This is a genomic window from Rheinheimera texasensis, assembly GCF_964031785.1.
Lineage (GTDB): Bacteria > Pseudomonadota > Gammaproteobacteria > Enterobacterales > Alteromonadaceae > Pararheinheimera > Pararheinheimera texasensis_A.
On sequence record NZ_CAXIRE010000022.1, the window covers coordinates 222,314 to 247,374 of the forward strand.

Genomic DNA, 25,061 nt, shown 5'->3' on the forward strand with positions numbered 1-25,061 from the left:
AACTGAGGTCCCATGAGTCTAACAGTTTTTCCGGATGACCGACATCAACACGGTCGTTTTGGGACAACCGCCAGTCAGCGGTTAGTCAGTGCGGCTTTGCTGTTCTGTATTGCGGTTGGCGCCGGCGTGGCATTGGGCCGCATCTGGACAGATCCACAGTCCTATCCGTTGAACCCACTGCCACAGAGCACTGAAACTGCCGAAATTGATGCCATCCGTTTACAGGCTGAACATCAAATTGCGGCGCTGACTGCTAAAGTCGCCTCATTGCAGGCGCAGGTTAACCGGCTGAATATGGTCGGTGAACGCCTGATTGACGCCGCAGATTTGCCGGCAGACCAATTTAATCTGCGCCAGGAACCCCCGATGGGGGGGCCCGCTCAGACTTCAGTAGAAGACAGTTTATTTGCTGTGTCGGAAGTCCTGAGCAGAATGTCGGAACTTGAACAAGATCTGCAACATGAACAATCCCGCTTCAGCCTGCTTGAATCTCTCGATTTGAATCACCATATCGGTTTAAACAGTCAGTTGTCCGGCCGGCCTGTGGTCGCAGGATATCTGTCATCGGCTTTTGGTGTCCGTACTGACCCTTTCACCGGCGAACCTGCCATCCATCAGGGGGTTGATTTTGCCGGCGAAGAAGGCAGTGCAGTAATAGCGACCGCTGGTGGCATTGTCACCTGGGCCGGTGAACGTTTTGGTTATGGCCGGATGGTGGAAATTGAGCATGCGGGCGGTTATCGCACCCGTTATGCGCATGCGAAAGCAGTCAGTGTGCAGATTGGGCAGTTAGTGGACAAAGGCCAGCAGGTCGCCACTCTCGGTAATACCGGCCGTTCGACCGGGCCGCATGTGCATTACGAAGTACTGAAAAACGGTAAACAAATGAACCCGCAGGCTTTTATCGGCCCGCTCAATAACAGCTTATATGGCTCTGCCAGGACCGCGCTGCGGTCTCAACATTAAAATAGTGGTACCAGGACAATGTTAGGAAAGCTTTTTACCAAATTAATTGGTAGCCGGAACGACCGTTATCTGAAAAAACTGCGCAAAACGGTCGACCAGATCAATGCGATGGAAAGCCAGTATGTGGCGTTGTCAGATGCAGAGCTGCAGCAGAAAACTGCTGAGTTCAAGCAACGTTATGCTGATGGTACCTCGCTGGATGACCTGTTGCCTGAAGCTTTCGCGACCGTCCGCGAAGCCAGTAAACGTATTTTTGGCATGCGCCATTTTGATGTGCAGCTGATTGGTGGCATGGTGCTGCATCAGGGTAAAATCTCTGAAATGCGTACCGGTGAAGGTAAAACCCTGACCGCGACGCTGCCGGCGTACCTGAACGCCTTAAGCGGTCGTGCCGTGCACGTCATCACGGTCAACGATTACCTCGCCAAGCGGGATGCCGCAACAAACGAACCATTGTTTAATTTCCTCGGACTGACGGTTGGCGTTAACGTACCCGGCATGCAGCACATGGAAAAACAGCAGGCTTACAACGCCGATATCACATACGGCACTAATAACGAATTCGGTTTTGACTATTTACGCGACAACATGGCGTTTAGCATGCCGGACCGTGTACAGCGCGACTTAGCCTTTGCCATTATCGATGAAGTCGACTCCATTCTGATTGACGAAGCCCGTACCCCGCTGATTATCTCTGGCCAGGCTGAAGACAGCTCAGAGCTGTATCGTCAAATTGACCAGGTGGTGCCACAGCTGCAACGCCAGGAAAAAGAAGACGAAGAAGGTGAAATGGGCGATGGTCATTACACCATCGACGAAAAAGCCAAACAGATTTATCTGACTGAACGTGGCCAAATCCGCGTCGAAGAAATTCTGGTTGAACGCGGTCTGATGCAGCCGGGTGATTCGCTGTATTCAGCGACTAACATTACCTTGTTACACCACGTCTACGCCGGTTTGCGCGCGCACAACCTGTTTAAGAAAGATGTGGATTATGTGGTTAAAGACGACCAGATCGTCATCGTCGATGAGCATACCGGCCGGACTATGGAAGGCCGTCGTTGGTCTGAAGGTTTACACCAGGCCATTGAAGCCAAAGAAGGTGTGCGCATTCAGAACGAAAACCAGACGCTGGCGTCTATCACTTTCCAGAACTACTTCCGTTTGTACGACAAACTGGCGGGTATGACCGGGACTGCAGATACCGAAGCTTTTGAATTCCAGACTATTTATGGCCTGGAGACTATCGTTGTCCCTACCAACAGGCCTATGGTGCGTAAGGATATGCCAGATCTGGTGTATTTGACCGCGGAAGAAAAATATCAGGCGATTATCAAAGATATCGAAGCGACCCGTGCGTTGATGCGACCAATTCTGGTTGGTACTGCATCGATTGAAAGCTCTGAGTATTTATCTTCATTGCTGCATAAAGCGAAAATCCCGCATCAGGTATTAAACGCCAAGTTCCACGCCAACGAAGCACAAATTATTGCAGAAGCCGGCCGTCCGGGCACTGTCACTATCGCTACTAACATGGCCGGTCGTGGTACCGATATCGTGTTAGGCGGCAACTGGCAGTCGGATGTCGCTAAGCTTGATAATCCAAGCGATGAACAAATTGCCACGTTAAAAGCCGAGTGGCAACAACGCCATGATGCCGTTATTGCTGCCGGTGGTTTACATATTATCGGTACTGAACGCCATGAATCCCGCCGGATTGACAACCAGCTGCGTGGTCGTGCCGGTCGTCAGGGCGATGCGGGTTCCAGCCGTTTTTATCTGGCGCTGGATGATGCGTTAATGCGCATTTTCGCCTCAGACCGCATGGCCGGTATGATGCGTAAACTGGGGATGGAGCCGGGCGAAGCCATTGAACATCCACTGGTGAGCCGCGCTATCGAAAATGCGCAGCGTAAAGTGGAAGCGCGCAACTTCGATATCCGTAAGCAATTACTTGAATTTGATGATGTAGCCAACGATCAGCGTAAAGTGGTGTACGAGCAGCGTAATGAATTGCTGGCTGCAGAAGATATCACTGAAACTATCGCCGCAGTGCGTCAGGACGTGGTCGAATCTGTGATTAACCAGTATATCCCGCCACAGTCGCTGGACGAAATGTGGGATATCCCTGGCCTTGAAGCCCGTTTCCGTGCTGATTTTGCTATCGACATGCCAATCGCCAAATGGCTGGCTGACGATAACAAACTGTTCGAAGAAAAACTGCGCGAGCGTATTCAGGACGTCGTTGAGAAAACTTACCAGCTCAAAGAAGAGATGGTGGGCGCCCCAGTGTTGCGTCAGTTTGAAAAAGCCGTGATGCTGCAAAGCCTGGATACACACTGGAAAGAGCATCTGGCAGCGATGGATCACCTGCGTCAGGGCATTAACCTGCGCGGTTATGCGCAGAAGAACCCGAAACAGGAATACAAGCGCGAAGCCTTTGAGCTGTTCTCCAATATGCTGGACCAGCTGAAACTGGATGTGATTGGTGTGCTGAGCCGTGTACAGATCCGGGCGCCGGAAGATGTGGAAGCCGTCGAGGAACAGCGTCGTAAAGCCGATCAGGTCGAAATGGCGTATCAGCATGAAGAAGCTGAACATATCGGCGGTGAAGTGCCGGCTACGCCGCCAGGACCGGTATTCCGCGATGCGGAGAAAATCGGCCGTAATGACGCTTGCCCATGTGGCTCGGGTAAAAAGTACAAACAGTGTCACGGTAAGCTGAGTTAAGCAGCGACCGAGGAACAGCTAAAAAGCAGAGCTCGCTCTGCTTTTTGCATTTTCAGGCATAACCAACAGGGAAAAAACAAAGTGAAATCAATTCATGTTGCCGTCGGCGTGATCACCAGGGGCGAACAGGTCTTTATCAGCAAAAGACCAGATCAGCTGCATCAGGGCGGTCGTTGGGAATTTCCTGGCGGCAAAGTCGAACAAGGTGAAACCGTGTCTGAAGCCTTGCAGCGGGAATTATGGGAAGAAGTGGGCTTAACTGTGACTGAGGCAGTACCGCTGATGCAGCTGGAATATGATTACCCGGAAAAACGGGTATTACTGGATGTCTGGCATGTGGTCAATCCACAGGGCGAGGGTGAGGGGCGCGAAGGCCAGCAAGTGGCCTGGGTGCATCACAGCGAACTGGCGGGCTATCAGTTTCCGGATGCGAATGCGCCAATCCTGAGCGCAGTCGCGACCTTGTTTCAGTCAGCGGGCAACTAGTCTTTAAAAAACTGGTTGTCCTGCTGCATCAGTTCATCTTCCAGTGCCAGTAAATCTGCATCGCCAATGCCGGCTTCAATCGGGCTTTTATCGGCAATGCGGCGGGATTCACTGGCCCATTCCCCTAAATCAATCAGGCGGCAGCGGTCGCTGCAAAAAGGCCGGAAACGGGATTCAGGCTGCCAAATCACATCGGTCTGGCAGGTGGGGCATTTAACAATAGTTGGCGACATCAGAATTACTCAGCAGAGCTCAAAACAGGCAGTATTATACGGCTTAACAGCAGGCCAGCTCAAAGCCAATATGCTGATCCGTGGTCGCGCGGCCCTGGGTATCACACAGCTGCATAAAACGAATGGCATAACGATATTTATTGCCGCTAATAGTCGGGTAACAGCCGTAACTTAACGGATAACGCAAGCGCAGTAACTCAAACTGTTCGGTGTTGCTCTGGAAAAAACCATTTTCGGCGGTGACATGCTGGAATTGGCCACGTTCGCGGATAAACGTCAGCACAAAACTAATCGCCTGCTCCACCAGCGTCAGCTGTGTTATCCAGTCTTGTGCTTGTTTTTGTCGCGCTGACAGTTCCAGCGTATACCAGTACTGCAATTGCGGCAGGTCAAAATAACAAGTGCCACCCGGGATAAAAAACCGCTGTCGCAACGGTCCTAGAAATTTATCGTCTTTCAGTACGTTGGCAAACTTAGCACCACGCAGCAGTTCGCTTTGCAACCGCACAGATTTTTGCAGCATGCTGCTGAGCAGGTCATCGGAAATATGCGGATGGCGCGACCAATTAACTAACGCGCCTTCACAGCGCTCGACGTCTTTAATCAGGTCCGGTCGGATGTCATTGCGGTCCAACACTTCAATTAAGGCAAACAACGACGTGAAAAAGCCCAGCTGCTGCGATTCGTTGGCCAAAGCCAGCTGATGATGGACTTGTTGAAATAAGTATTCGACGCGCAGATAAGTACGGACTTTTTCGTTCAGCGGATGTTCGTAGACCAGGCAGCTGTCAGTCAAAAGTTCCATACTCCGTTTTAGGCAGACAATCAGTTTAAAATAAACCTAAGTCAACGATTTGGCTAGTTTTTCTTCAGCTAACTGCAGAAAGATCCGGTGCAGTTTCGCCACTTCGCCAGCCAGCATTGCCGGCGGCGCTTCGTTGTCTATCACATAATGTGCCGCAGCCAGACGTTCGGCCCGGCTGCACTGCGCGGCCATAATAGACTGTACCAGTTCGGCGCTGTTCTGGTCGCGCTGCATAGTGCGGCTTAACTGCGTTTCCGGCGACACGTCGACCACTAATACGATATCAACCAGCAGATTTAACTGATTTTCCAACAGCAGTGGCGCAACCAGAACGCTGTAGGGCGAGATGGCACTGTCCAGTTGTGCCAGCATGTGCTGGCGGATCCGTGGATGCAGCAGCTGATTCAGCCAGCTTTTAGCATCGGTATCCGCAAAGACAATTTCTCTTAATCGGGCTCTGTCCAGCTGGCCGTCAGCGCTCAGCACCTGCGGGCCAAAAAACGCGCTGATTTGCGCCAGCGCATCAGAGCCTGGCGCGACCACAGCTCTGGCGACAATGTCGGCATCAACTACTGTGATACCAAGCGCGGCAAAAGCCGCTGCCACTGTCGATTTACCACTGCCTATACCACCAGTGAGGCCAACGCGAAAATGGCTGCCGGTCTGCTTTGCGTGCATTTAAAGCCCGATACTGCGTAAATAGGCGTCGCTGATTTGACTACCCCATAACATTGCAATCCAGCCGGCCGCGGCGATATAAGGTCCAAATGGAATAGCCGTATTTTGGCCCTTTTTTTGTACCGCGAGCATCACACTGCCAATCACGGCGCCGACCACGGATGACAGCAGAATAATCAGCGGCAACTGTTGCCAGCCGAGCAGCGCTCCAAAAATCGCCATTAATTTAAAATCACCGTAGCCCATGCCTTCTTTGCCGGTCAGCAATTTAAAGCCCCAATACACCGACCATAACGACAGATAACCACAGGCAGCACCAATAATGGCTTGCTGCGGTGCGATGCCAATTCCGGCGGCTGAGGCCGCGAGCACCAACCAAAGCAACGGTAAAGTAATCTGATCCGGCAGCAGCATTTTGTCGATATCGATAAAAGTCAGCGCGACCAGACACCAGGTCAACACCAGCAGCAACATGCCGTAAGCCGTCGCGCCGGTTTGCCAGATCACCAGGCCTGACAGCACCGCCGTCAGCAGTTCTACCGCAGGATAACGTGGGCTGATTGGCGCTTTACAATAACGGCATTTACCGCCAAGACTCAGCCAGCTCAGCAGCGGAATATTATCCAACGCGCTCAGTTGAGTTTGGCAATTTTGGCAACGGGAGCGCGGTGTGGCCAGATTAAAAGTCTCAGCAGGTAGCGCCGGCTCGTCCGGCTGAAAATATTCGCGATATTCCTGCTGCCAGCTTTTTTCCATCATCACCGGCAAGCGGTAGATCACCACATTTAAAAAACTACCGACACACAAGCTGAACAACACGACAGTGCTAATCAGCCAGATCGGATTTTGCTGTAAAAAACTGACGATAAGTGAGAGTTGTTCCGGCATAGACATTATTTGATCACCGCACCCATTTGGAAAATTGGTAAATACATCGCAATGATCAGACCGCCGATCAATACACCCAGCACTGCCATAATCAGCGGCTCCAGCAGCGCCGTCAGACCGTCAACCGCATCGTCGACTTCCTGCTCGTAAATATTGGCAACCCGCGCCAGCATGTCATCCAGCGAGCCGGATTCTTCGCCAATCGACACCATCTGAATGACCATTTCCGGGAAGCGGTTGGTGGTTTTCATTGAGCTAAACATCTGGCCACCGGCTGAAACGTCAGCCCGCACTTCCATAATGGCGTTTTTGTAGATTTCATTGCCAGCAGCACCAGCGGCGGATTCCAGCGCTTCAATCAGCGGCACACCGGCAGCAAAAGTGGTCGATAAGGTGCGGGCATAACGGGCCACTGCGGCTTTATTCAGAATGTCGCCCACCACTGGTGCTTTGAGGATCATCGCATCAGCAGCGGTGCGAAAATTCAGGCTGGTTTTGTACATTTGGCCTATGACTTTAAAAGCAATGACAATAGCGCCGAGCACCACCCACCAATAGGCCTGCATCAGCTCCGACAACTTCACCACAAACAAGGTAAAAGCCGGCAATTCAGCGCCAAAACCGGCAAAGATTTCGGCAAATTGCGGTACGACAAAAATCAGCAAAATTGAGGTCACAATGAGTGCGACGATAATGACCGCCACCGGATAAAACATGGCTTTTTTGATTTTTGATTTCAGCGCTTCGGCTTTTTCTTTATAAATCGCGATGCGGTCGAAAATGCGGTCCAGCGCACCGGATTGTTCACCGGACTTGACCAGGTCGCAGTACAGGTCGTCGAAATACTTAGGTTGTTCGCGCAGCACCTCAGACAAGGGCAGACCGCCCTGAACTTTTAACGAAATTTTTTGCATCAGCACGCGCAGGTTCTTTTTTTCCGAGCCGGAGGCAATCAGATCAATCGACTGCACCAGCGGTACACCAGCTGCCAGCATAGTGGCAATCTGCCGGGTGACGATAGCGATATCGACCGGCACAATTTTCGGATCGCCGCCAAACAACGGCTTGGCTTGTTTGCGCACCAGCGATGGCGTGATGCCTTGCTGACGTAACAAGGCCTTGGCTTCCATCACGGAGCTGGCTTTGATTTCACCTTGAGTCTTTTTGCCGCGTCTGTTGATACCTTTCCAGTCGTAGACATCTAACTCTTTGATTTTTGGAGCCGCCGCCATAAAGTTTCCTTCCTGCTACGTCTGGTCAGACGTTGGTCACCCGGTTGATTTCGGCCAGGCTGGTGAGGCCAGCCGCCGCTTTCAGCAAGCCTGATTGCCGCAGGTTATTGACGCCTTCACGCTGCGCCTGTTGGGCGATTTCCAGTGAATTGGCACCCGCCATAATCTTTTCTGCGATCACACCGGAAATTGGCATGACTTCGTAAATACCGACCCGGCCTTTGTAACCACCGGTGCAATATTCACAGCCAATTGGTTTAAACAATTTCATCGTCGGTAATTGTTCAGCGCTAAAGCCCTGTTTCAGCAATTCCTGCTCAGGCAAATGCTCAGGCGCCTTACAGTGGTTGCATAAACGCCGTGCCAGCCGCTGCGCGATGATCAGTGATACAGAACTGGCCACGTTATAAGCCGGCACGCCCATGTTGAGCAAACGGGTCAAAGTCTCCGGTGCCGAGTTGGTGTGCAGTGTGCTGAGTACCAAGTGGCCGGTCTGCGCTGCTTTAATCGCAATCTCGGCTGTTTCGAGGTCCCGGATCTCACCAACCATGATGACATCCGGGTCTTGGCGTAAAAACGCTTTTAACGCGATGGGGAAGGTGAGGCCAGCTTTGGTATTCATTTGCACCTGGTTGATGCCGGGCAAGTTGATTTCAACCGGGTCTTCGGCGGTGGAAATATTGGTCTCTTCCGTATTCAGAATATTCAGACCGGTATAAAGCGACACTGTTTTACCGCTACCGGTCGGGCCTGTCACCAGAATCATGCCTTGTGGTTGTTCCAGCGCACTTAAGTAAAGTTTTTTCTGCGTTTCTTCATAACCGAGAATGTCGATACCCAGCATCGCGCTGTCGGAATCGAGGATCCGCATAACAATTTTTTCGCCCCACAGCGTGGGCAGACTGCTGACGCGAAAATCGATCGATTTTTTCTGCGATAGTTTCAGCTTAATCCGGCCATCCTGCGGCACACGTTTTTCGGCGATGTCGAGTTTTGACATGACTTTTAAACGGGCCGATAACCGGCCGGCGAGCGCTACAGGCGGCGAGGCGACTTCATGCAAAATACCGTCGATGCGAAAACGGATGCGGTAACTTTTTTCATAGGGTTCAAAATGCAAATCCGACGCGCCTTTGCGCACGGCGTCATGCAGCATTTTGTTGATAAAAGTGATGATTGGCTGATCTTCAGCTTCACTGCCGGGTTTTTCGTCGAGGTCGTCGCTGTCACCAACCCCCAATGACGACAAATCCCAGTCTGAGCCGGTGAAGCTGTCAGCATTTTTACTGTCAAATACCCGGTCAATCAGCTTCAGCAGTTTGTCGTATTCGACGACGATCAGTTCAGCATGCAGGCCGGTACTGAATTCAAAGTCTTCCACTGGCTGCATATCGGTCGGGTCGACTACGCCGAGGAATAAAGTGCGGCCGCGTTTGCCCAGTGGCAGCACTAAATGTTTGCGGATGAGTTTTTCGTTACGTTCCTGCTCAGGCACATAATCCAGATCATAAAAATCCAGATCAATCAGACTGTGCATGGTAAAAGCGGCAACACTTTCGGCTAAGGCTTTGGCACTGATGAGTTTTTCGCTGATAAGAAGTTCAGCAACGCTTTGATATTGATGGGATTTTTCCTGGATTAAGCGTTGGGCCAACCCGGTCTCCACTAAACCTGCCTGGCTCAGTCGACGCAGCAGTATGGATTGTGGGTTCAGTGCCATAAAAGCGGTCCTGCAAAACAGCAAAAAATCAGTATATCTCTGATTATGCCAACAAAATTAGCTGATTCAAGTTTAATTGCGGTGATTCGGCGGATAGCGGAATAAAAGCACAACTTGCGGACGGAATTCAGAAAAAATCTGCCTGATAAAAAGTAAAAAAGCCGCTTGAAGCGGCTTTTCCAATAGAGGTAGCTTAGCAGAAACCTGCTGCTCCACATGTACCGCTCTTGGCCCAGGTAGTCTGGCCAGCAGCAAAAGTAGGAGTCAGAATGTACGTTTCCCCATTCAGACCGTTAGCTACTTTTGCAGTTGCGGTAATAACACCGTTCGTTGTAGTCACGCTTTGTACATTCCCGTAGGCTGTTAAAGCAGCAATTTGGTAACCAGGACCCGTAACACCATCTGTACAACCAGCCACACCAGCTTTGTCTAGAGCACATAATTCAACAGCGGTTTTAAGAGCTGCGGTTGAATTCACGATTTCAGAGTATTTCGATTTGGCTGTGTAAGTTTGATACGCCGGCAGGGCGACCGCTGCCAGGATACCGATAATTGCAACAACGATCATTAATTCGATTAAGGTGAAACCTTGATTACGTTTCATAGTACATCTCCGTTTGTGTGTAGTTAACCCGGGGGGCTGTTTTCTATTCTGGACAAATTTACCCGATACGCAAGAAAAAAATTCGATTTTGTAATTATTTATTTTTTAAATGAGTAATATTCTGATTTATATAATAAAAATTACACTGGAACCCAAAATGAAAACGGATTTTTCCACGGATTGGTCTGATATTTGGATATATAGCAAAAATCAGGCCTTAAAAAATATATCATTGAATAGTAAGGTAAAAAATATTTTGTTAATAGAGTGGTGATTTTATGGGTGCAAGAATCAGCACTGAATGGTACTTGACAGTTTTTGTTTTACTTGTTCTCTAAAATGAAAAAAGCCAGCATCAGCTGACTTTTTCATGGTAACGCCGCACCTCGGTGTTGCAGGTATATTTAGCGCACCCGCAGCCGCATTGATAAATCAATAGATTGGACATTTTTGGTCAAAGCGCCGCTGGAAATATAGTCGACATTGGTGCTCGCTAAGGATTTCAGTGACTCCGCGGTGACGTTGCCCGACACTTCCAGCTTGGCTTTACTCTGGTTGATGGCAACGGCCTGCATAATGTCAGCGATATGGAAGTTATCCAGCATGATGATGTCGGCACCGGCGGCCAGCGCCTGTTCCAGCTCGGTCAGATCTTCCACTTCCACTTCCACCGTTTTACCCGGAAAGTTATGGCGGGCGGTGCTGACCGCATTGGCGATAGAGCCTGCGGCAGCGATATGATTCTCTTTAATTAAAAAAGCATCGTACAAACCAATGCGGTGATTTTTGCCACCACCGCAGCTGACGGCATATTTTTGCGCCAGCCGCATGCCGGGTAAGGTTTTACGGGTGTCTAAAAGACGGGTTTTACTACCGTTCAGCAGCGCAACATATTTGGCCGTAGTGGTGGCCGTGCCGCTTAAGGTCTGCAGGAAATTCAGCGCAGTGCGCTCGCCGGTTAATAAAATTCGCGCCGGGCCGCTGATTTCACAAAGTACAGTATTGGCGGTGACTTTTTCGCCATCCTGCACAAACCACTGGATGACGGTTTCATCAGACAACTGGGCAAAAACTTCGTCGACCCACTGTGTGCCGCAGATCACGCAGTCTTCACGGGTGATCACTGTGGCCGTTGCCTGCTGGGAGGCGGGGATCAGCGAGGCGGTAATATCGCCCTGTTGAATAGGTAAATAGCCTAAATCCTCGGCCAGCGCGTGGCTGACGCCGCGGCGGATTTCCTGCATCAGGCGTTCCTGATGGCTCAGTTCAGTATCAATATGTGACATAACATTCTTATCGTTGCAGAAGACGCAGTTGTTGCTGCTGTTTGCTGAATTCTAAATGGTTTAGCGCGCTCATTCCTAGCAAAATCTCCGCGCCAGCCAGATTCGGTACTATGCTGGCTTCCAAATCATAAAGCACGATAGTGCCCAGGCGCAGCTCGGCAATCCGGCTGCGATGCACTGTGATTACGCCATTGGCGGTGGAGCTTTGGTAAGGCGCGCCTCTTGGCATGCCGGTGCGCTCGGCGACCGCTTCAGACACTGCGACTGCGGTGGCGCCGGTATCCAGTAAAAACTCCACTGGTTGCCCATTAAGCTGCAGGGTGCCGACATAGTGCCCCTGGCGGTTGGCATCCAGCACCACGACACGCTCGCCGGCCGCGCCTTGTTCCTGGCGCAGTTGCTGGTTGGGATTGCGCTGCTGTGTCAGTACTCCGTCGAAAAACAGATAAATCAGCCCCAGCACCAGTAACCAGGCAATCCAGGCAAAACCACGGCCGAAACGGGCGGCGCTGTCCGGTGATGCCGGTGGCGGGGCAGATGAGGAGGGATCCGGAGCTTGCATTCGACAGCCATGACGCAGAGAATAATGCCACAGCATAACCAGTGAGGATTGGCTTTGCCAAGTACGGCTCCTACCAAAGCGGCAGACTGCTCTGCGCCATTGCCATCGCCTGAGATCACCAGACGGCCCTGCACACATTATGATGACAGGCCAGACCCGACAGATATCAGCCTGCTGGTGATCCACAACATCAGTTTGCCACCAGCCACCTTTAATACGCCTTATATTGACGACTTCTTTGGCGGCCGGCTGGATTGCACTGCACATCCTTATTTCAGCCGCTTAGCCGGTGTGCGGGTATCAGCGCATTGTGTGATCTATCGCGACGGCCGCATCTGGCAATATGTACCTTTTGACAAACGCGCCTGGCACGCTGGCCTCAGTTTGTTTAACGGCCGGGATAAATGTAATGATTTTTCCATTGGCATTGAGCTTGAAGGCGCAGACGATGTGCCTTTTACCGACGCGCAATATCAGGCGCTGAGCCGGCTCTGTCACTGGTTACTCAGGCAATATCCGACACTTGCACCAGAGCGGATCCTCGGTCACAGTGATATTGCCCCCGGCCGCAAAACTGACCCGGGGCCGGCATTTAACTGGACTTATTTTCAACAATTACTGGCACAGCAACAGGCAAGCTGTGAGCCACCTTCACCCGCAGCAGGAGAGCCCGCATGACCTTGTTAACCATGTTGATAGCCTTAATTGTCGAACGCCTGGCTGTGCGCGGCAGTGCCTGGCAACTGGTCACTTACTTGCGGCCTTATTTACAGCGCGGCCAGCGGGTGACGTTGCCGGGATTGCCGCAGCCTTATCTGATGTTGCTCTGGTGGTTATTGCCGGCCTTACTGGTGACTTTGCTTATATATAGTGTGCAATTCTGGTTGCTGCAGCTGGTGCTGAATACGCTGGTGCTGCTGCTGTGCATCGGTAGCTGGTCTTTCCGGCAAACTTACAAACAATTTTTAAATGCGGCGCAGCGCGATGATCAGGAAGCTGCTTTTTTGGCGATGCAACAAATCCGCACTGCACAAGGCGCGCCGGAACTCAGTTATGGCCAGCAGTTGATTTGGCTGAACTTCCGCTATTACGCCGCAGTGTTGTTCTGGTATGCACTGCTCGGGGCTTTTGGTGCTGTGGCTTATGCCTGTTTACGCCAGCTGTCAGAGCCTGGTGTCGCCGCGCAGAACAGCGTAGATGAAACTGCCGAGCCCGCCGCTGAAGATAGTCCGATCACTGAGTTTGCGTCGACTGCTACAGTCGCTGACGAACAGTGGCGGCGTTTTGCCGATGATCTGCTGCACTGGGCCGACTGGCTGCCGGTACGTTTGTTTGGTTTGGGTCTCGCGCTGGTGGGAGATTTCAGCCGTACTTCTGCCGTGTTATTGCAACATGCCGGCTCTTTTCAGATGCATGCGCCGGATTTACTGGCCGAATTAAGCCAGGCCGCCGAGCCTGTACCGGAAGAACTGCTGAATACACCGGATGCTGCTGTCAGTGCTGTGGCGCTCGCCAAACGCAACGTGCTGTTTTTTCTGGCATTAATTGCCGTCTTAACGTTAAGTGGCTGGTTGAGTTAACACATTTGGGGTCAGCTCTTGCGCCTTGTGTCTTTGATGCAAGGAGCAAGACCTGACCCCGATATGGTTAATGGTCTGACCAATTCCATTTTTTCCTTTACCCTTGCTATTTTTAGAGTTTTAACTCTAACTATTCTGCGCAAAAACCAACCACTGCCGCTTGCCCTGATTTACAGTGCAGGCCTTTTCTGCTAATTTGATGCGCAACAAAGTAAAATGGTCTTACCAATTTACACGATGTTGATGTTTCAATATCGACAATAACAGCAGTCTTGGACAGGAATGACAAACAGCGACGCTTTGCTACGCTGTTGAAGCCATGAAAAACGCACTGAAAATCAAACCGGCAAAATTGTCGGATCAAATTGTCGGACAGCTGGAGCAAATGTTGCTCGAGGGCAGCTTTGCGCCTGGCCAGAAATTACCGACCGAACGCGAACTGGCCGAACAATTTGAAGTGTCGCGCCCTTCGGTGCGCGAAGCGCTGCAAAAGCTCGAAGCCAAAGGGCTGGTCAGCCGCAAACAAGGCGGTGGCACTTTTGTCTGCGACACTTTAGTCGGTGGCCTCACAGATCCGTTATTTGAACTGATTGGCCGCCACCCTGAATCCCAATTTGATTTACTGGAATTTCGTCACGCCTTAGAAGGCATTTGCGCCTATTACGCTGCGCTGCGTGGCACGGCGAACGATTACGGGCAGATTAAACAACGCTACGACGACATTTGTCTGGCGCAGCAGCAACACGACATCAATGCCGAAGCTGCGGCGGTTGGAAGTTTTTATTCAGCAGTGGCAGAAGCATCACACAATGTGGTGCTTTTGCATCTGGTGCGCGGCTTAACGCCGCTGGTTGAGCAGAATATCCGGTTGAACCTGGAAATTCTGCAGCAGAAGGACGGCATTGTGGGCCAGCTGAATTCACATCGGCAACGGTTAATGGAAGCGGTGATCAATGGTGAGCCGGAACAAGCCCGGCAAGCCAGCAACAGCCATCTGGCCTTTATTGAAGAGGCTTTGCTGGAAGCCGACCGGGAACGCTCACGACTTGAACGCTCGCTGCGTCGTTCGCAACAGAACTGAAACAGCACAGCAGAACAATAACAGCAAGGTCCTGCGCGGCAGGACGGTTTGAAAGGAAAATTGATATGTCTGAAGTCAATAAGCTTGACGTCGACGTGCTCGAAACCCAGGAGTGGTTGGAAGCGCTGGAATCCGTAGTACGCACCGAAGGTGTCGAGCGGGCGCAATTCCTGCTCGAGCAGGTGCTGGAACAGGCGCGGCTGGAAGGTGTGGACATGCCAACCGGCATCACCACCAACTATATCAACACTATTCCGCCGCAACAGGAACCGGCTTACCCGGGTGATGTGAATCTGGAGAAGAAGATCCGCTCAGTCATTCGCTGGAACGCCATCATGATCGTGCTGCGCGCCTCGAAAAAAGAGCTGGAACTGGGCGGCCACATGGCGTCTTACCAGTCTGCTGCCGCATTCTACGAAACCTGTTTTAACCATTTCTTCCGGGCGCCAAATGAAAAAGACGGCGGCGATTTAGTTTATTACCAAGGCCATATTTCACCGGGTATTTACGCCCGTGCCTTTGTTGAAGGCCGCTTAACGGCTGACCAGTTGGACAACTTCCGTCAGGAAGTCGGTGGTGAAGGTTTATCGTCTTACCCGCACCCGAAACTGATGCCGGAATTCTGGCAGTTCCCGACTGTGTCGATGGGCTTAGGCCCAATCACCTCGATTTATCAGGCGCGTTTCCTGAAGTATTTACACGGCCGTGGCATGAAAGACACCAGTGCACAGCGCGTGTACGCCTTCCTCGGTGACGGTGAGATGGACGAGCCGGAAAGCCGCGGTTCGCTGTCATTCGCCGCGCGGGAAAAACTGGATAACCTGTGTTTCCTGGTCAACTGTAACCTGCAGCGTCTCGACGGCCCGGTGATGGGCAACGGCAAAATCATCCAGGAACTGGAAGGTTTATTCCGTGGCGCCGGCTGGAACGTGATCAAAGTGGTATGGGGCAGCGGCTGGGACAAGCTGTTGGCCAAAGACACCACCGGCAAACTGCTGCAACTGATGAACGAAACCATCGACGGTGATTATCAGACTTATAAAGCCAAAGACGGCGCTTATGTGCGTCAGCATTTCTTCGGCCGTTACCCGGAAACTGCAGCACTAGTTGCCGACATGACTGACGAAGAGATCTTCGCGTTAAAACGCGGTGGTCATGAGCCGTCGAAACTCTATGCAGCCTTTAAAGCGGCGCAAGAGACCAAAGGCCGTCCGACGGTGATCCTGGCCAAAACCATCAAAGGTTATGGCATGGGTGAAGCCGCTGAAGGCAAAAACATCGCCCACCAGGTGAAGAAAATGGATATGACGCATGTGCTGCAGATCCGCAAGCGTCTGAATCTGGAAGAATATCTGTCAGAAGAAGACGTGCATAGCCTGCCATACCTGACGTTGCCGGAAGGCTCGCCAGAGCACCAGTACCTGCATGCCCGCCGCAATGCGTTAAACGGTTACACACCGGTGCGTTTGCCGAATTTCACCAAGCCACTGACGCTGCCGGAATTGCCAGTGTTTGAAGGCCTGCTGGAAGAGCAAAAACGTGAAATCTCTACCACTATGGCATTCGTGCGTGGTCTGAACATTCTGTTAAAAGACCCGAATATCGGTCAGCAAATTGTGCCGATCATTGCTGATGAAGCCCGTACTTTTGGTATGGAAGGTCTGTTCCGTCAAATCGGTATTTATAACCCGCACGGCCAGACTTACACGCCGGAAGACCGCGCTATTGTTTCTTACTATAAAGAAGAAACTTCAGGCCAGGTATTGCAGGAAGGCATCAATGAACTGGGCGCGATGGCATCCTGGGTGGCGGCGGCAACGTCGTACAGCACCAATGACCTGCCGATGATCCCGTTCTACATTTATTACTCGATGTTCGGCTTCCAGCGCGTCGGCGATATGGCGTGGCTGGCGGGTGACCAACAAGCCCGTGGTTTCCTGTTAGGCGCCACGGCCGGCCGCACCACATTAAACGGTGAAGGCTTACAGCATGAAGACGGTCACAGCCATATTCTGGCCGGTACAGTACCAAACTGTATCTCTTATGACCCGACTTACGCCTATGAACTGGCCGTGATCATGCAGGACGGTATCCGCCGCATGTATGGCCCGGCGCAGGAAAATATCTATTACTACATCACAGTGATGAACGAAAACTATCATCACCCGGCCATGCCACAAGGCGCCGAAGAAGGCATCCGTCGTGGTATTTACAAGCTGGAAACGCTGACTGGTAACAAAGGTAAAGTGCAGTTATTAGGCTCAGGCACCATCCTGAACGAAGTGCGCCGCGCGGCGGAAATTCTGTCTGAAGAATACGGCATTGCTTCTGATGTCTATTCAGTGACGTCTTTCAACGAACTGGCACGCGATGGTCAGGATTGTGAACGTCACAACATGCTGCACCCAAGCGAAGCGGAAAAAGTGCCTTACATTGCACAAGTGCTGGGCAAAGAGCCGGCGATTGCGGCAACCGACTACATCAAAAACTATGTCGACCAGGTCCGCGCTTTTGTGCCGGCCGTGTCGTACAAAGTGCTGGGCACCGACGGTTTCGGCCGCTCTGACAGCCGAGAAAACCTGCGCCGTCACTTCGAAGTGAATGCCGGTTACGTGGTGCTGGCGGCGCTGCGTGAGCTCGCCAAGCAAGGCACTATCGACAAACAACTGGTCGCCGATGCCATCGTGCGTTTTGGCATCGACACCAATAAGCCGAACCCACTGTTCGCATAAGAGGAATGGCAATGACAATCGAAATTTTTGTGCCGGATATCGGCGCGGATGAAGTGGAAGTCACCGAAATTCTGGTGAAAGTCGGCGACACAGTCAGTGTGGACCAGTCGCTGCTGTCGGTCGAAGGCGACAAAGCCTCGATGGAAGTACCAGCCGCTCAGGCCGGTATCGTGCAGGAAATTCGGGTGAAAGCCGGTGATAAAGTCAAAACCGGCTCGCTGATTATGGTCTTTGCCGGTGCTAACGCGGCCGCTGCTGTGGCTCCGGCTGCTGCACCGGCACCTGTTGCTGCCACTCTAGCCGCTGCGCCAGTTGCAGCAGCTGCTACCACCGCCCCAGCGCTTACAGAAAGCAAAGACGTCAAAGTGCCTGATATCGGCGGCGATGCGGTTGAAGTCACTGAAGTGCTGGTGAAAGTCGGTGACGTGGTCAAAGCCGAACAATCGCTGTTATCGGTCGAAGGCGACAAAGCCGCGATGGAAGTGCCGGCGCCATTTGCCGGGACTGTGACGGAAGTCAAAGTCAAAGTTGGCGACAAGGTTCAGACCGGTTCGTTGGTCTTTGTCTTCTCGACCGGCGCGGCAGCGCCAGCAGCTGCAGTTGCGGTAGCGCCAGCTCCGGTTGCTGCTCCGGTGCCAGCTGCTGCGCCAGTTGCTGCGGCTCCAGCCCCAGCAACTCCAGCCGTTGCTGTCAGCGACAACGAAGTGACACAAAGCGCTGCTTTTGCTCACGCTTCGCCGGTGGTACGCCGCTTAGCGCGTGAATTTGGCGTCGACCTGTCTAAAGTGGCAGGCACAGCACGTAAAGGCCGCGTACAACGTGAAGACGTGCAGAATTACGTGAAAAATATTATCGCTCAGGTCACTGCCGGCAAAGGCAGTGCCACCAGCAGCGGCAACAGTGTTGGTTTTGATTTGATCCCATGGCCAAAAGTGGATTTCAGCAAATTCGGCGTTGTGGAAGAAAAACCACTGTCACGTATTCAGAAGCTGTCCGGTGCCAACTTACACCGTAACTGGGTGCGCATCCCGCATGTGACGCAGTTTGACGAAGCCGACATCACAGATCTGGAAGACTTCCGCAAAGAGCAAAACGCACTGGCCGAGAAGAAAAAACTCGGTGTGAAATACACGCCGCTGGTGTTTATCATGAAAGCCGCGGCCAAGGCGCTGGAAGAATTCCCGACCTTTAACAGCTCGTTATCAGAAGACGGCGCCAGCCTGATTCTGAAGAAATACGTGCACTTAGGCATCGCAGTGGATACGCCGAATGGCTTAGTGGTGCCAGTGGTGCGTGACGTCAACAAAAAAGGCATCATCGAGCTGTCGCGTGAGCTGCAGGAAATTTCTGTCAAAGCGCGCGAAGGCAAGCTGACGGCGGCGGATATGCAGGGTGGTTGTTTCACCATTTCCAGCCTCGGTGGCATCGGCGGTACCGCCTTTACGCCTATCGTGAACGCGCCGGAAGTGGCCATTCTCGGGGTGTCGAAATCTGACATCAAACCGAAATGGGATGGCAAAGCCTTCCAGCCGCGCCTGATGGTGCCGCTGTCGGTGTCTTATGATCACCGCGTGATCGATGGCGCCTTAGCGGCGCGTTTCACCGCGACGCTGGCGTCATACTTAGCTGATATCCGTCAGATTATTATGTAAAACGCCAGGCGGCAGCTTCGGCTGCCGCTGCTGTTGTCGCGGGGCAACAGCGCTGCCGATGTGGAGATGGCTGATGTTGATGTGGCTGAAAAGTTACGGGACATCTTTCAGGCAGGGTGCTAAAATCCGCCAACTTTTACGCTGTGCCACCGGCGCTGCCGTGGCAACCTACGAGCCCGAAGCAAGTAAAATTGCAAGCTAAAATAGCAAGGTAAAACAATGAGCAACGAAATCAAAACTCAGGTAGTAGTGCTGGGCGCTGGCCCTGGTGGTTATTCAGCTGCATTCCGCGCAGCAGATTTAGGTCTGGAAGTGACCTTGGTTGAAGCCCGCAGCACCCTCGGCGGTGTTTGCTTAAACGTTGGCTGTATCCCGTCTAAAGCCTTATTACACGTTGCCAAAGTCATCGATGACGCCAGAGAGATGGCATCTCACGGCGTTACTTTCGGTGCCCCACAAATCGATTTAGATAAAATCCGTGCCTGGAAAGACAAAGTTGTAGGTCAGCTGACCAACGGTCTGTCTGGCATGGCCAAAATGCGTAAAGTCAAAGTTGTGAACGGCTACGGCAAATTCACCGGCCCGAACACTTTAGTGGTTGGTGATACCACTATCACTTTTGACAGCGCCATCATCGCCGCCGGTTCTGAGCCAGTTGCACTGCCATTTATTCCAAAAGATGATCCACGCGTGATCGATTCAACCGGCGCGCTGGAACTCAAAGACATCCCAGGCGAAATGCTGGTATTAGGCGGCGGTATCATCGGCCTGGAAATGGGCACTGTGTACCGTGCTTTAGGTTCGAAAGTATCTGTGGTTGAATTTGCTGACCAGCTGGTACCGGCAGCCGATGCGGATCTGGTTAAAGCCTACACCAAATACAACAAAGACAATTACACCCTGATGCTGTCAACCAAAGTGACAGCGGTTGAAGCCAAAGCTGACGGTCTGTATGTGACTTTTGAAGGCAAAAATGCCCCGGCTTCACCAGTGCGTTACGACAAAATCCTGGTTGCAGTGGGTCGTCGTCCAAACGGCAATCTGTTAGATGCTGCTAAAGCCGGCGTCAACGTGGATGAACGTGGTTTCATTAACGTCGACAAACAACTGCGCACTAACGTGCCACACATTTTCGCGATTGGTGATGTGATTGGTCAGCCAATGCTGGCGCACAAAGCAGTGCATGAAGGCCACGTGGCTGCTGAAGTGATTTCTGGTATGAAACACTTCTTCGACCCGCGCTGCATTCCGTCTGTGGCTTACACAGATCCGGAAATGGCCTGGGTTGGTATCACCGAAAAAGAAGCCAAAGAAAAAGGCATCGCAGTAGAAACCGCGACCTTTCCATGGGCTGCTTCTGGCCGCGCTATCGCCTCAGCCCGCACTGAAGGCTTCACTAAGCTGATTTTCGACAAAGAATCACACCGTATCCTGGGTGGCGCTATTGTTGGTATCAACGCCGGTGAAATGCTCGGCGAAATTTGTTTAGCCGTGGAAATGGGCGCAGATGCCGAAGATATCGCACTGACTATTCACGCCCACCCAACGCTGAACGAGTCAATTGGCCTCGCTGCTGAGATTTACGAAGGTTCAATCACTGACCTGCCAAATCCAAAAGCGAAAAAGAAATAAGTTCGGATTAAACTGAACTAGACCGAACAAAGGCCGCAGCAGCGGCCTTTGTTGTATCTAGAGCCGTGCCAGATTCCTCATTCCGCCTGAACTGTTCCGGTTGTGCACCGACCAGCCGCAAATTCACTGCGATAGCTGATTCTTTACGGTACAATCGGCAGCAAATTCTAATGAAGCAGCGATTTGTTGTTTATCGAAAATAAATAATGATTTCGAATGCTTTCGATAATAATATATAGCCAATGTCCCAACAGGAGGCTTTATGCGCAATTCCGCGTTCCTCAGCCATATCCAACACCAAATTGATGACGTCAAAGCCGAAGGCCTGTACAAAGGCGAGCGGATCATCACGTCGCAGCAATTCTCTGATGTTACAGTCAACGGCGAGCAAGTGTTAAACTTCTGCGCCAACAACTACTTAGGCCTCGCTAATTCACCTGAACTGATTGCTGCGGCGCAGCAAGGCCTCGACAGCCACGGTTTTGGTGTGGCCTCAGTGCGGTTTATCTGCGGCACTCAGGATATCCACAAAACTTTAGAAGCGCGCATCAGTGCGTTTTTGGGTACCGAAGATACCATTTTGTATTCGAGCTGCTTTGACGCCAACGGCGGTTTGTTTGAAACCATCTTAGGCGCCGAAGATGCAGTGATCTCCGATGCGCTGAACCATGCCTCGATCATCGACGGCGTGCGGCTATGTAAAGCCAAAAGGTATCGCTACGCCAACAATGATATGGCGGAACTCGAAGCGCAGTTACAACAAGCCGATGCCAATGGCGCGCGTTTTAAACTGATTGCCACCGACGGTGTGTTCTCGATGGATGGCGTTATTGCTGACCTCAAATCCGTGTGTGATTTAGCGGACAAATACAATGCCTTAGTGATGGTTGATGACAGCCATGCCGTCGGTTTTGTTGGTAAAAACGGCCGTGGTACTCATGAATACTGCGACGTGTTAGAACGCGTTGACATTATTACCGGTACGCTCGGTAAAGCTTTAGGCGGCGCGTCCGGTGGTTACACGTCAGGCAAAAAAGAAATCATTGAGTGGCTCAGACAGCGCTCACGGCCGTATTTGTTCTCGAACAGTCTGGCACCGTCTATTGTCACGGCGTCGATTAAAGTGCTCGACATGCTGGCGCAAGGCGACGCGCTCAGAGCTAAACTTTGGGATAACGCGGCCTATTTCCGTGAACAGATGACGGCGGCAGGCTTCACACTGGCTGGCAAAGACCATGCGATTATTCCGGTGATGCTGGGCGATGCCAAAGTGGCCGGTGAATTTGCCCGCCGTATGCTGGAGCAAGGTGTGTATGTAGTCGGCTTCTCGTTCCCGGTGGTGCCAAAAGGCCAGGCGCGCATCCGCACGCAAATTTCGGCGGCACACAGTAAAGCGCAGCTGGATAAAGCCATTGCCGCTTTTATCCGCACCGGTAAAGACATGGGCGTGATTTCTTAAGGTAACAACATGAAAGCATTAGCAAAATTAAAAGCAGAACCGGGCATTTGGCAAACCGAAGTGCCGATGCCGGAAGTCGGGCCAAACGACGTTTTAATCAAAATCAAAAAGACTGCCATTTGTGGCACTGACGTCCATATCTACAAGTGGGACGACTGGGCGCAAAAAACCATTCCGCATGGCATGGTGGTGGGCCATGAATATGTTGGTGTTGTGGTGGGCATGGGCTCGGAAGTGCGTGGTTTTGCTGTGGGCGACCGCGTCTCCGGTGAAGGTCATTTAGTCTGTGGCCATTGCCGCAACTGCCGCGCCGGTCGGGTACATTTGTGCCGTAACACTATTGGTGTCGGCGTGAACCGTCAGGGTTCCTTTGCTGAATACCTGGTGATCCCGGCGTTTAACGCTTTTAAAATTCCGGACAATATTCCGGATAATATCGCCGCGATTTTTGACCCGTTCGGCAATGCCGTGCACACCACGCTGTCGTTTGATCTGGTCGGCGAAGATGTATTAATCACCGGTGCTGGCCCTATTGGCATTATGGCCGTGGCTGTGGCGCGTCATGTTGGCGCCCGCCATATCGTCATCACTGACGTGAATCCGTTTCGGTTGGAACTCGCCATGAAAATGGGCGCAACCCGCGCCGTGGATGTCAGCAAACAAAACCTCAATGACGTGATGACTGAGCTTGGCATGACCGAAGGTTTTGATGTCGGTTTAGAGATGTCCGGCGTGCCTTCGGCCTTCCGCTCTATGCTCGATACCATCAATCACGGCGGCAAAATTGCGATGCTCGGTATTCCGCCATCGGATATGGCGGTGGACTGGAACAAAGTCATTTTTAAAGGCCTGGTAATTAAAGGCATTTATGGTCGTGAAATGTTTGAGACCTGGTACAAGATGGCGAGCCTGATCCAGTCCGGTCTGGACTTAACGCCTATTGTCACCCACGAAATGCCGGTTGCTGAATTCCAGCAGGGCTTTGACATTATGTGCTCTGGCCAGAGCGGTAAAGTGGTGCTGAACTGGGAATAATTCCCGTTCGAACCAAATTTAAAACGCCGGGGATCACCCGGCGTTTTTGTGTTGCTGACCAAACATCAACAACCCTGGCTAAAAATGCCATTTCAGCAGGAAATTGACGTTATTCTCGTGGCTGCGCAACTGCGGGCTGTCGGTGACACCGAACTTGTGTCGCCACCAGACATATTCGACACCAAGCCAAACCTGGCTTTTGCCTTGCCACATGTCGCTAGCCAGCCACTTGAACTGCGAGGTCCAGTTAAAGTTGGTCTGCTGATCGATGCTGCCGCTGGCCCAGTCAATAAAACCGTCGTACAAAAACGCCTGCCCGCTTATACGAAAGGGCGCGCCCCACGCCAAAGTTGCCTGCCAGTTATCGGCGAGCTGTTCGTTGTTGCGCCGGTAGAAATTCAGCTGAGTAAATTTCATACCGGGGACCGCCAAATCAAGTCCAACGCCGTACAGTAAATTGGTACGTTGCGACGACATTTCGATATGGCTGGCCAGCAACACATCTTTGATTAAACCGCCGGGTTTGAGCTGCCAGCCGTTTTTACCGAGGCTAAAGCGGGGTTGCAGTTCGGCGTAGTTACTGTGCTGGCCATTGGCGTATTTCATATGGTCAAAGAAGAAGAAACTGTCGCCCCAGCTGGTGGCTGCGGCATGTTCAATCGTCAGCACCTGACGGTTCGGGTCGCCGAGCCGGTAATGGCTGCCGTTTAAATAGGTCAGGCGAAAGTCCTGCCAAAGTACCTCAGCACTAAGCGGCTGTGCACTGCATACAACAACACTAAGGAGCAAAATGGCTAGACCAGACATAAAACGGCCTGAGTTCATGGGGCTCTCCGTAACACCTTGATTGTTGCAGTATAGTCAGCATGCTTGTGCGCGCCATTTGCTCCGCTATGCTTCTGTTATTGCCGCTTTAAAAATGAGGTCTGTCATGCGTCTTTGGGTTGCCGGACTATGGTTATTCGCTGGAAGTTGGGCTGACGCGGCGCTGGCGGATAAACCGCTGCAGGTGTTGGTCGGTATGAACAAGCCGCCTTACATTCAGGTGGATAGTTCGGATGGCTATGAAATAGAGCTGCTGCGTGAAGTTGCCCGGGTGATGCAGTTGCCGGCAGAATTCACTTATGTACCGAACAAACGTATCTTCACTTTGTTGCAGCAGGGCATCGGCGACATTGCCACGCTACAAAAAAAAGCCGAAGGCAATCCAAAAATTTTCTACAGCTGTCCTTATATTCGCTACCAGAATGTTGCCGTTACGCTGGCGGCGAATCAAATTAGCTTAAACGACGTGGCCGATTTAGCACCATTCTCTATTTTGGCGTTTCAGAATGCGGTGCAGGTGCTGCCTGACGCTTATCAGCGCATCGCACTGACATCACCCAGTTACCGCGAGACCGTGGATCAGCGCACCCAGGTTGAGATGTTGCAGAAACAGCGGGTGCAGGTGGTGGTGATGGATATGAACATCTTCCATTATTACAACAACAAGGCCGAGCAGGGTGGGCAGGTACAAATTCATCCGCTGTTTGCGCCGACCTTTTATCGTGCCGCGTTTCGCAGTAAAGATCTGGCCAGTGCTTTTAATCAGGCGTTACAGCAAGTGCAGCGTTCTGCGGTTTATAGCCTGTTGCAGGAGCGTTATTTTGGTAATGCAACCGCCGCTGCGCCACCACCTTGTGAGCTGAACCCGCTGTAAT

General features: G+C 52.0%; 22 protein-coding genes. 12 read left to right on the forward strand and 10 right to left on the reverse strand.

Annotated elements, in window-relative coordinates:
• Positions 1 to 12 precede the first annotated feature (12 nt).
• From ABNT34_RS17810 to mutT, 3 genes are all read left to right on the forward strand, one after another.
• Complete coding sequence (locus tag ABNT34_RS17810) at positions 13 to 966, forward strand: M23 family metallopeptidase (protein ID WP_348734047.1); 954 nt, start codon at positions 13 to 15, stop codon at positions 964 to 966.
• Positions 967 to 984: 18 nt separating this feature from the next.
• Positions 985 to 3,696, forward strand: a complete 2,712-nt coding sequence (gene secA, locus ABNT34_RS17815; RefSeq protein WP_348734049.1) for a preprotein translocase subunit SecA — start codon at positions 985 to 987, stop codon at positions 3,694 to 3,696.
• Between the two features lie 81 nt (positions 3,697 to 3,777).
• Positions 3,778 to 4,182, forward strand: a complete 405-nt coding sequence (gene mutT, locus ABNT34_RS17820; protein ID WP_348734050.1) for an 8-oxo-dGTP diphosphatase MutT — start codon at positions 3,778 to 3,780, stop codon at positions 4,180 to 4,182.
• On the opposite strand, the gene yacG is transcribed toward mutT, so the two are convergent.
• The 9 genes from yacG to ABNT34_RS17865 all read right to left on the reverse strand — a co-directional run bounded on the left by yacG (position 4,179) and on the right by ABNT34_RS17865 (position 12,190).
• Positions 4,179 to 4,415: a DNA gyrase inhibitor YacG gene (gene yacG / locus ABNT34_RS17825; protein ID WP_031568814.1), complete on the reverse strand. Its 237-nt coding sequence runs from the start codon at positions 4,413 to 4,415 to the stop codon at positions 4,179 to 4,181. The two genes, mutT and yacG, sit on opposite strands and share 4 nt — an antisense overlap.
• Before the next feature lie 43 nt (positions 4,416 to 4,458).
• Positions 4,459 to 5,220, reverse strand: a complete 762-nt coding sequence (gene zapD / locus ABNT34_RS17830) for a cell division protein ZapD (protein ID WP_348734052.1) — start codon at positions 5,218 to 5,220, stop codon at positions 4,459 to 4,461.
• A gap of 36 nt (positions 5,221 to 5,256) precedes the next feature.
• The gene (gene coaE / locus ABNT34_RS17835) at positions 5,257 to 5,898 is read right to left on the reverse strand and encodes a dephospho-CoA kinase (protein WP_348734054.1); all 642 of its coding nucleotides are present in this window, start codon (positions 5,896 to 5,898) and stop codon (positions 5,257 to 5,259) included.
• A complete protein-coding gene (locus ABNT34_RS17840; RefSeq protein WP_348734285.1) occupies positions 5,899 to 6,786 on the reverse strand; it encodes an A24 family peptidase in 888 nt (295 codons plus the stop codon).
• Positions 6,787 to 6,791: 5 nt separating this feature from the next.
• Positions 6,792 to 8,018 carry a type II secretion system F family protein gene (locus ABNT34_RS17845; RefSeq protein WP_348734056.1) on the reverse strand — a complete coding sequence of 409 codons (1,227 nt, stop codon included), beginning with the start codon at positions 8,016 to 8,018 and terminating at the stop codon, positions 6,792 to 6,794.
• A gap of 25 nt (positions 8,019 to 8,043) precedes the next feature.
• On the reverse strand, positions 8,044 to 9,738 hold the full coding sequence (gene pilB / locus ABNT34_RS17850; protein WP_348734058.1) for a type IV-A pilus assembly ATPase PilB: 1,695 nt from the start codon (positions 9,736 to 9,738) through the stop codon (positions 8,044 to 8,046).
• A 193-nt stretch (positions 9,739 to 9,931) separates the two neighbouring features.
• Entirely contained in the window at positions 9,932 to 10,342 is a 411-nt protein-coding gene (locus ABNT34_RS17855) for a prepilin-type N-terminal cleavage/methylation domain-containing protein (protein ID WP_348734060.1), read from the reverse strand.
• A gap of 404 nt (positions 10,343 to 10,746) precedes the next feature.
• Entirely contained in the window at positions 10,747 to 11,628 is an 882-nt protein-coding gene (gene nadC / locus ABNT34_RS17860; protein WP_348734062.1) for a carboxylating nicotinate-nucleotide diphosphorylase, read from the reverse strand.
• A 7-nt stretch (positions 11,629 to 11,635) separates the two neighbouring features.
• Positions 11,636 to 12,190 carry a retropepsin-like aspartic protease gene (locus ABNT34_RS17865; protein ID WP_348734064.1) on the reverse strand — a complete coding sequence of 185 codons (555 nt, stop codon included), beginning with the start codon at positions 12,188 to 12,190 and terminating at the stop codon, positions 11,636 to 11,638.
• A gap of 54 nt (positions 12,191 to 12,244) precedes the next feature.
• Between ABNT34_RS17865 and ampD the strand changes: the two genes are divergently transcribed.
• From ampD to tdh, 8 genes are all read left to right on the forward strand, one after another.
• Positions 12,245 to 12,868, forward strand: coding sequence for a 1,6-anhydro-N-acetylmuramyl-L-alanine amidase AmpD (gene ampD, locus ABNT34_RS17870; RefSeq protein WP_348734066.1), 624 nt, complete (start codon positions 12,245 to 12,247; stop codon positions 12,866 to 12,868).
• Positions 12,865 to 13,770 carry a regulatory signaling modulator protein AmpE gene (ampE, locus tag ABNT34_RS17875; protein WP_348734068.1) on the forward strand — a complete coding sequence of 302 codons (906 nt, stop codon included), beginning with the start codon at positions 12,865 to 12,867 and terminating at the stop codon, positions 13,768 to 13,770. The genes ampD and ampE overlap by 4 nt, the downstream gene beginning before the upstream one ends.
• A gap of 319 nt (positions 13,771 to 14,089) precedes the next feature.
• Complete coding sequence (gene pdhR, locus ABNT34_RS17880) at positions 14,090 to 14,851, forward strand: pyruvate dehydrogenase complex transcriptional repressor PdhR (RefSeq protein WP_348734069.1); 762 nt, start codon at positions 14,090 to 14,092, stop codon at positions 14,849 to 14,851.
• Between the two features lie 65 nt (positions 14,852 to 14,916).
• On the forward strand, positions 14,917 to 17,583 hold the full coding sequence (gene aceE, locus ABNT34_RS17885) for a pyruvate dehydrogenase (acetyl-transferring), homodimeric type (protein WP_348734071.1): 2,667 nt from the start codon (positions 14,917 to 14,919) through the stop codon (positions 17,581 to 17,583).
• Between the two features lie 11 nt (positions 17,584 to 17,594).
• Entirely contained in the window at positions 17,595 to 19,235 is a 1,641-nt protein-coding gene (aceF, locus tag ABNT34_RS17890) for a pyruvate dehydrogenase complex dihydrolipoyllysine-residue acetyltransferase (RefSeq protein WP_348734073.1), read from the forward strand.
• Between the two features lie 219 nt (positions 19,236 to 19,454).
• Positions 19,455 to 20,867: a dihydrolipoyl dehydrogenase gene (gene lpdA / locus ABNT34_RS17895; protein WP_348734075.1), complete on the forward strand. Its 1,413-nt coding sequence runs from the start codon at positions 19,455 to 19,457 to the stop codon at positions 20,865 to 20,867.
• A 262-nt stretch (positions 20,868 to 21,129) separates the two neighbouring features.
• Positions 21,130 to 22,326 (forward strand): glycine C-acetyltransferase, encoded by a 1,197-nt coding sequence (locus ABNT34_RS17900; protein WP_348734077.1) that lies wholly within the window; start codon positions 21,130 to 21,132, stop codon positions 22,324 to 22,326.
• 9 nt (positions 22,327 to 22,335) lie between these two features.
• Positions 22,336 to 23,361 carry an L-threonine 3-dehydrogenase gene (tdh, locus tag ABNT34_RS17905; RefSeq protein ID WP_348734079.1) on the forward strand — a complete coding sequence of 342 codons (1,026 nt, stop codon included), beginning with the start codon at positions 22,336 to 22,338 and terminating at the stop codon, positions 23,359 to 23,361.
• A 78-nt stretch (positions 23,362 to 23,439) separates the two neighbouring features.
• Here the strand turns inward: tdh and ABNT34_RS17910 are convergent, their stop codons facing one another.
• Entirely contained in the window at positions 23,440 to 24,186 is a 747-nt protein-coding gene (locus ABNT34_RS17910; RefSeq protein WP_348734080.1) for an outer membrane protein OmpK, read from the reverse strand.
• A 106-nt stretch (positions 24,187 to 24,292) separates the two neighbouring features.
• Between ABNT34_RS17910 and ABNT34_RS17915 the strand changes: the two genes are divergently transcribed.
• Positions 24,293 to 25,060: a transporter substrate-binding domain-containing protein gene (locus ABNT34_RS17915; protein ID WP_348734081.1), complete on the forward strand. Its 768-nt coding sequence runs from the start codon at positions 24,293 to 24,295 to the stop codon at positions 25,058 to 25,060.
• Position 25,061 lies beyond the last annotated feature (1 nt).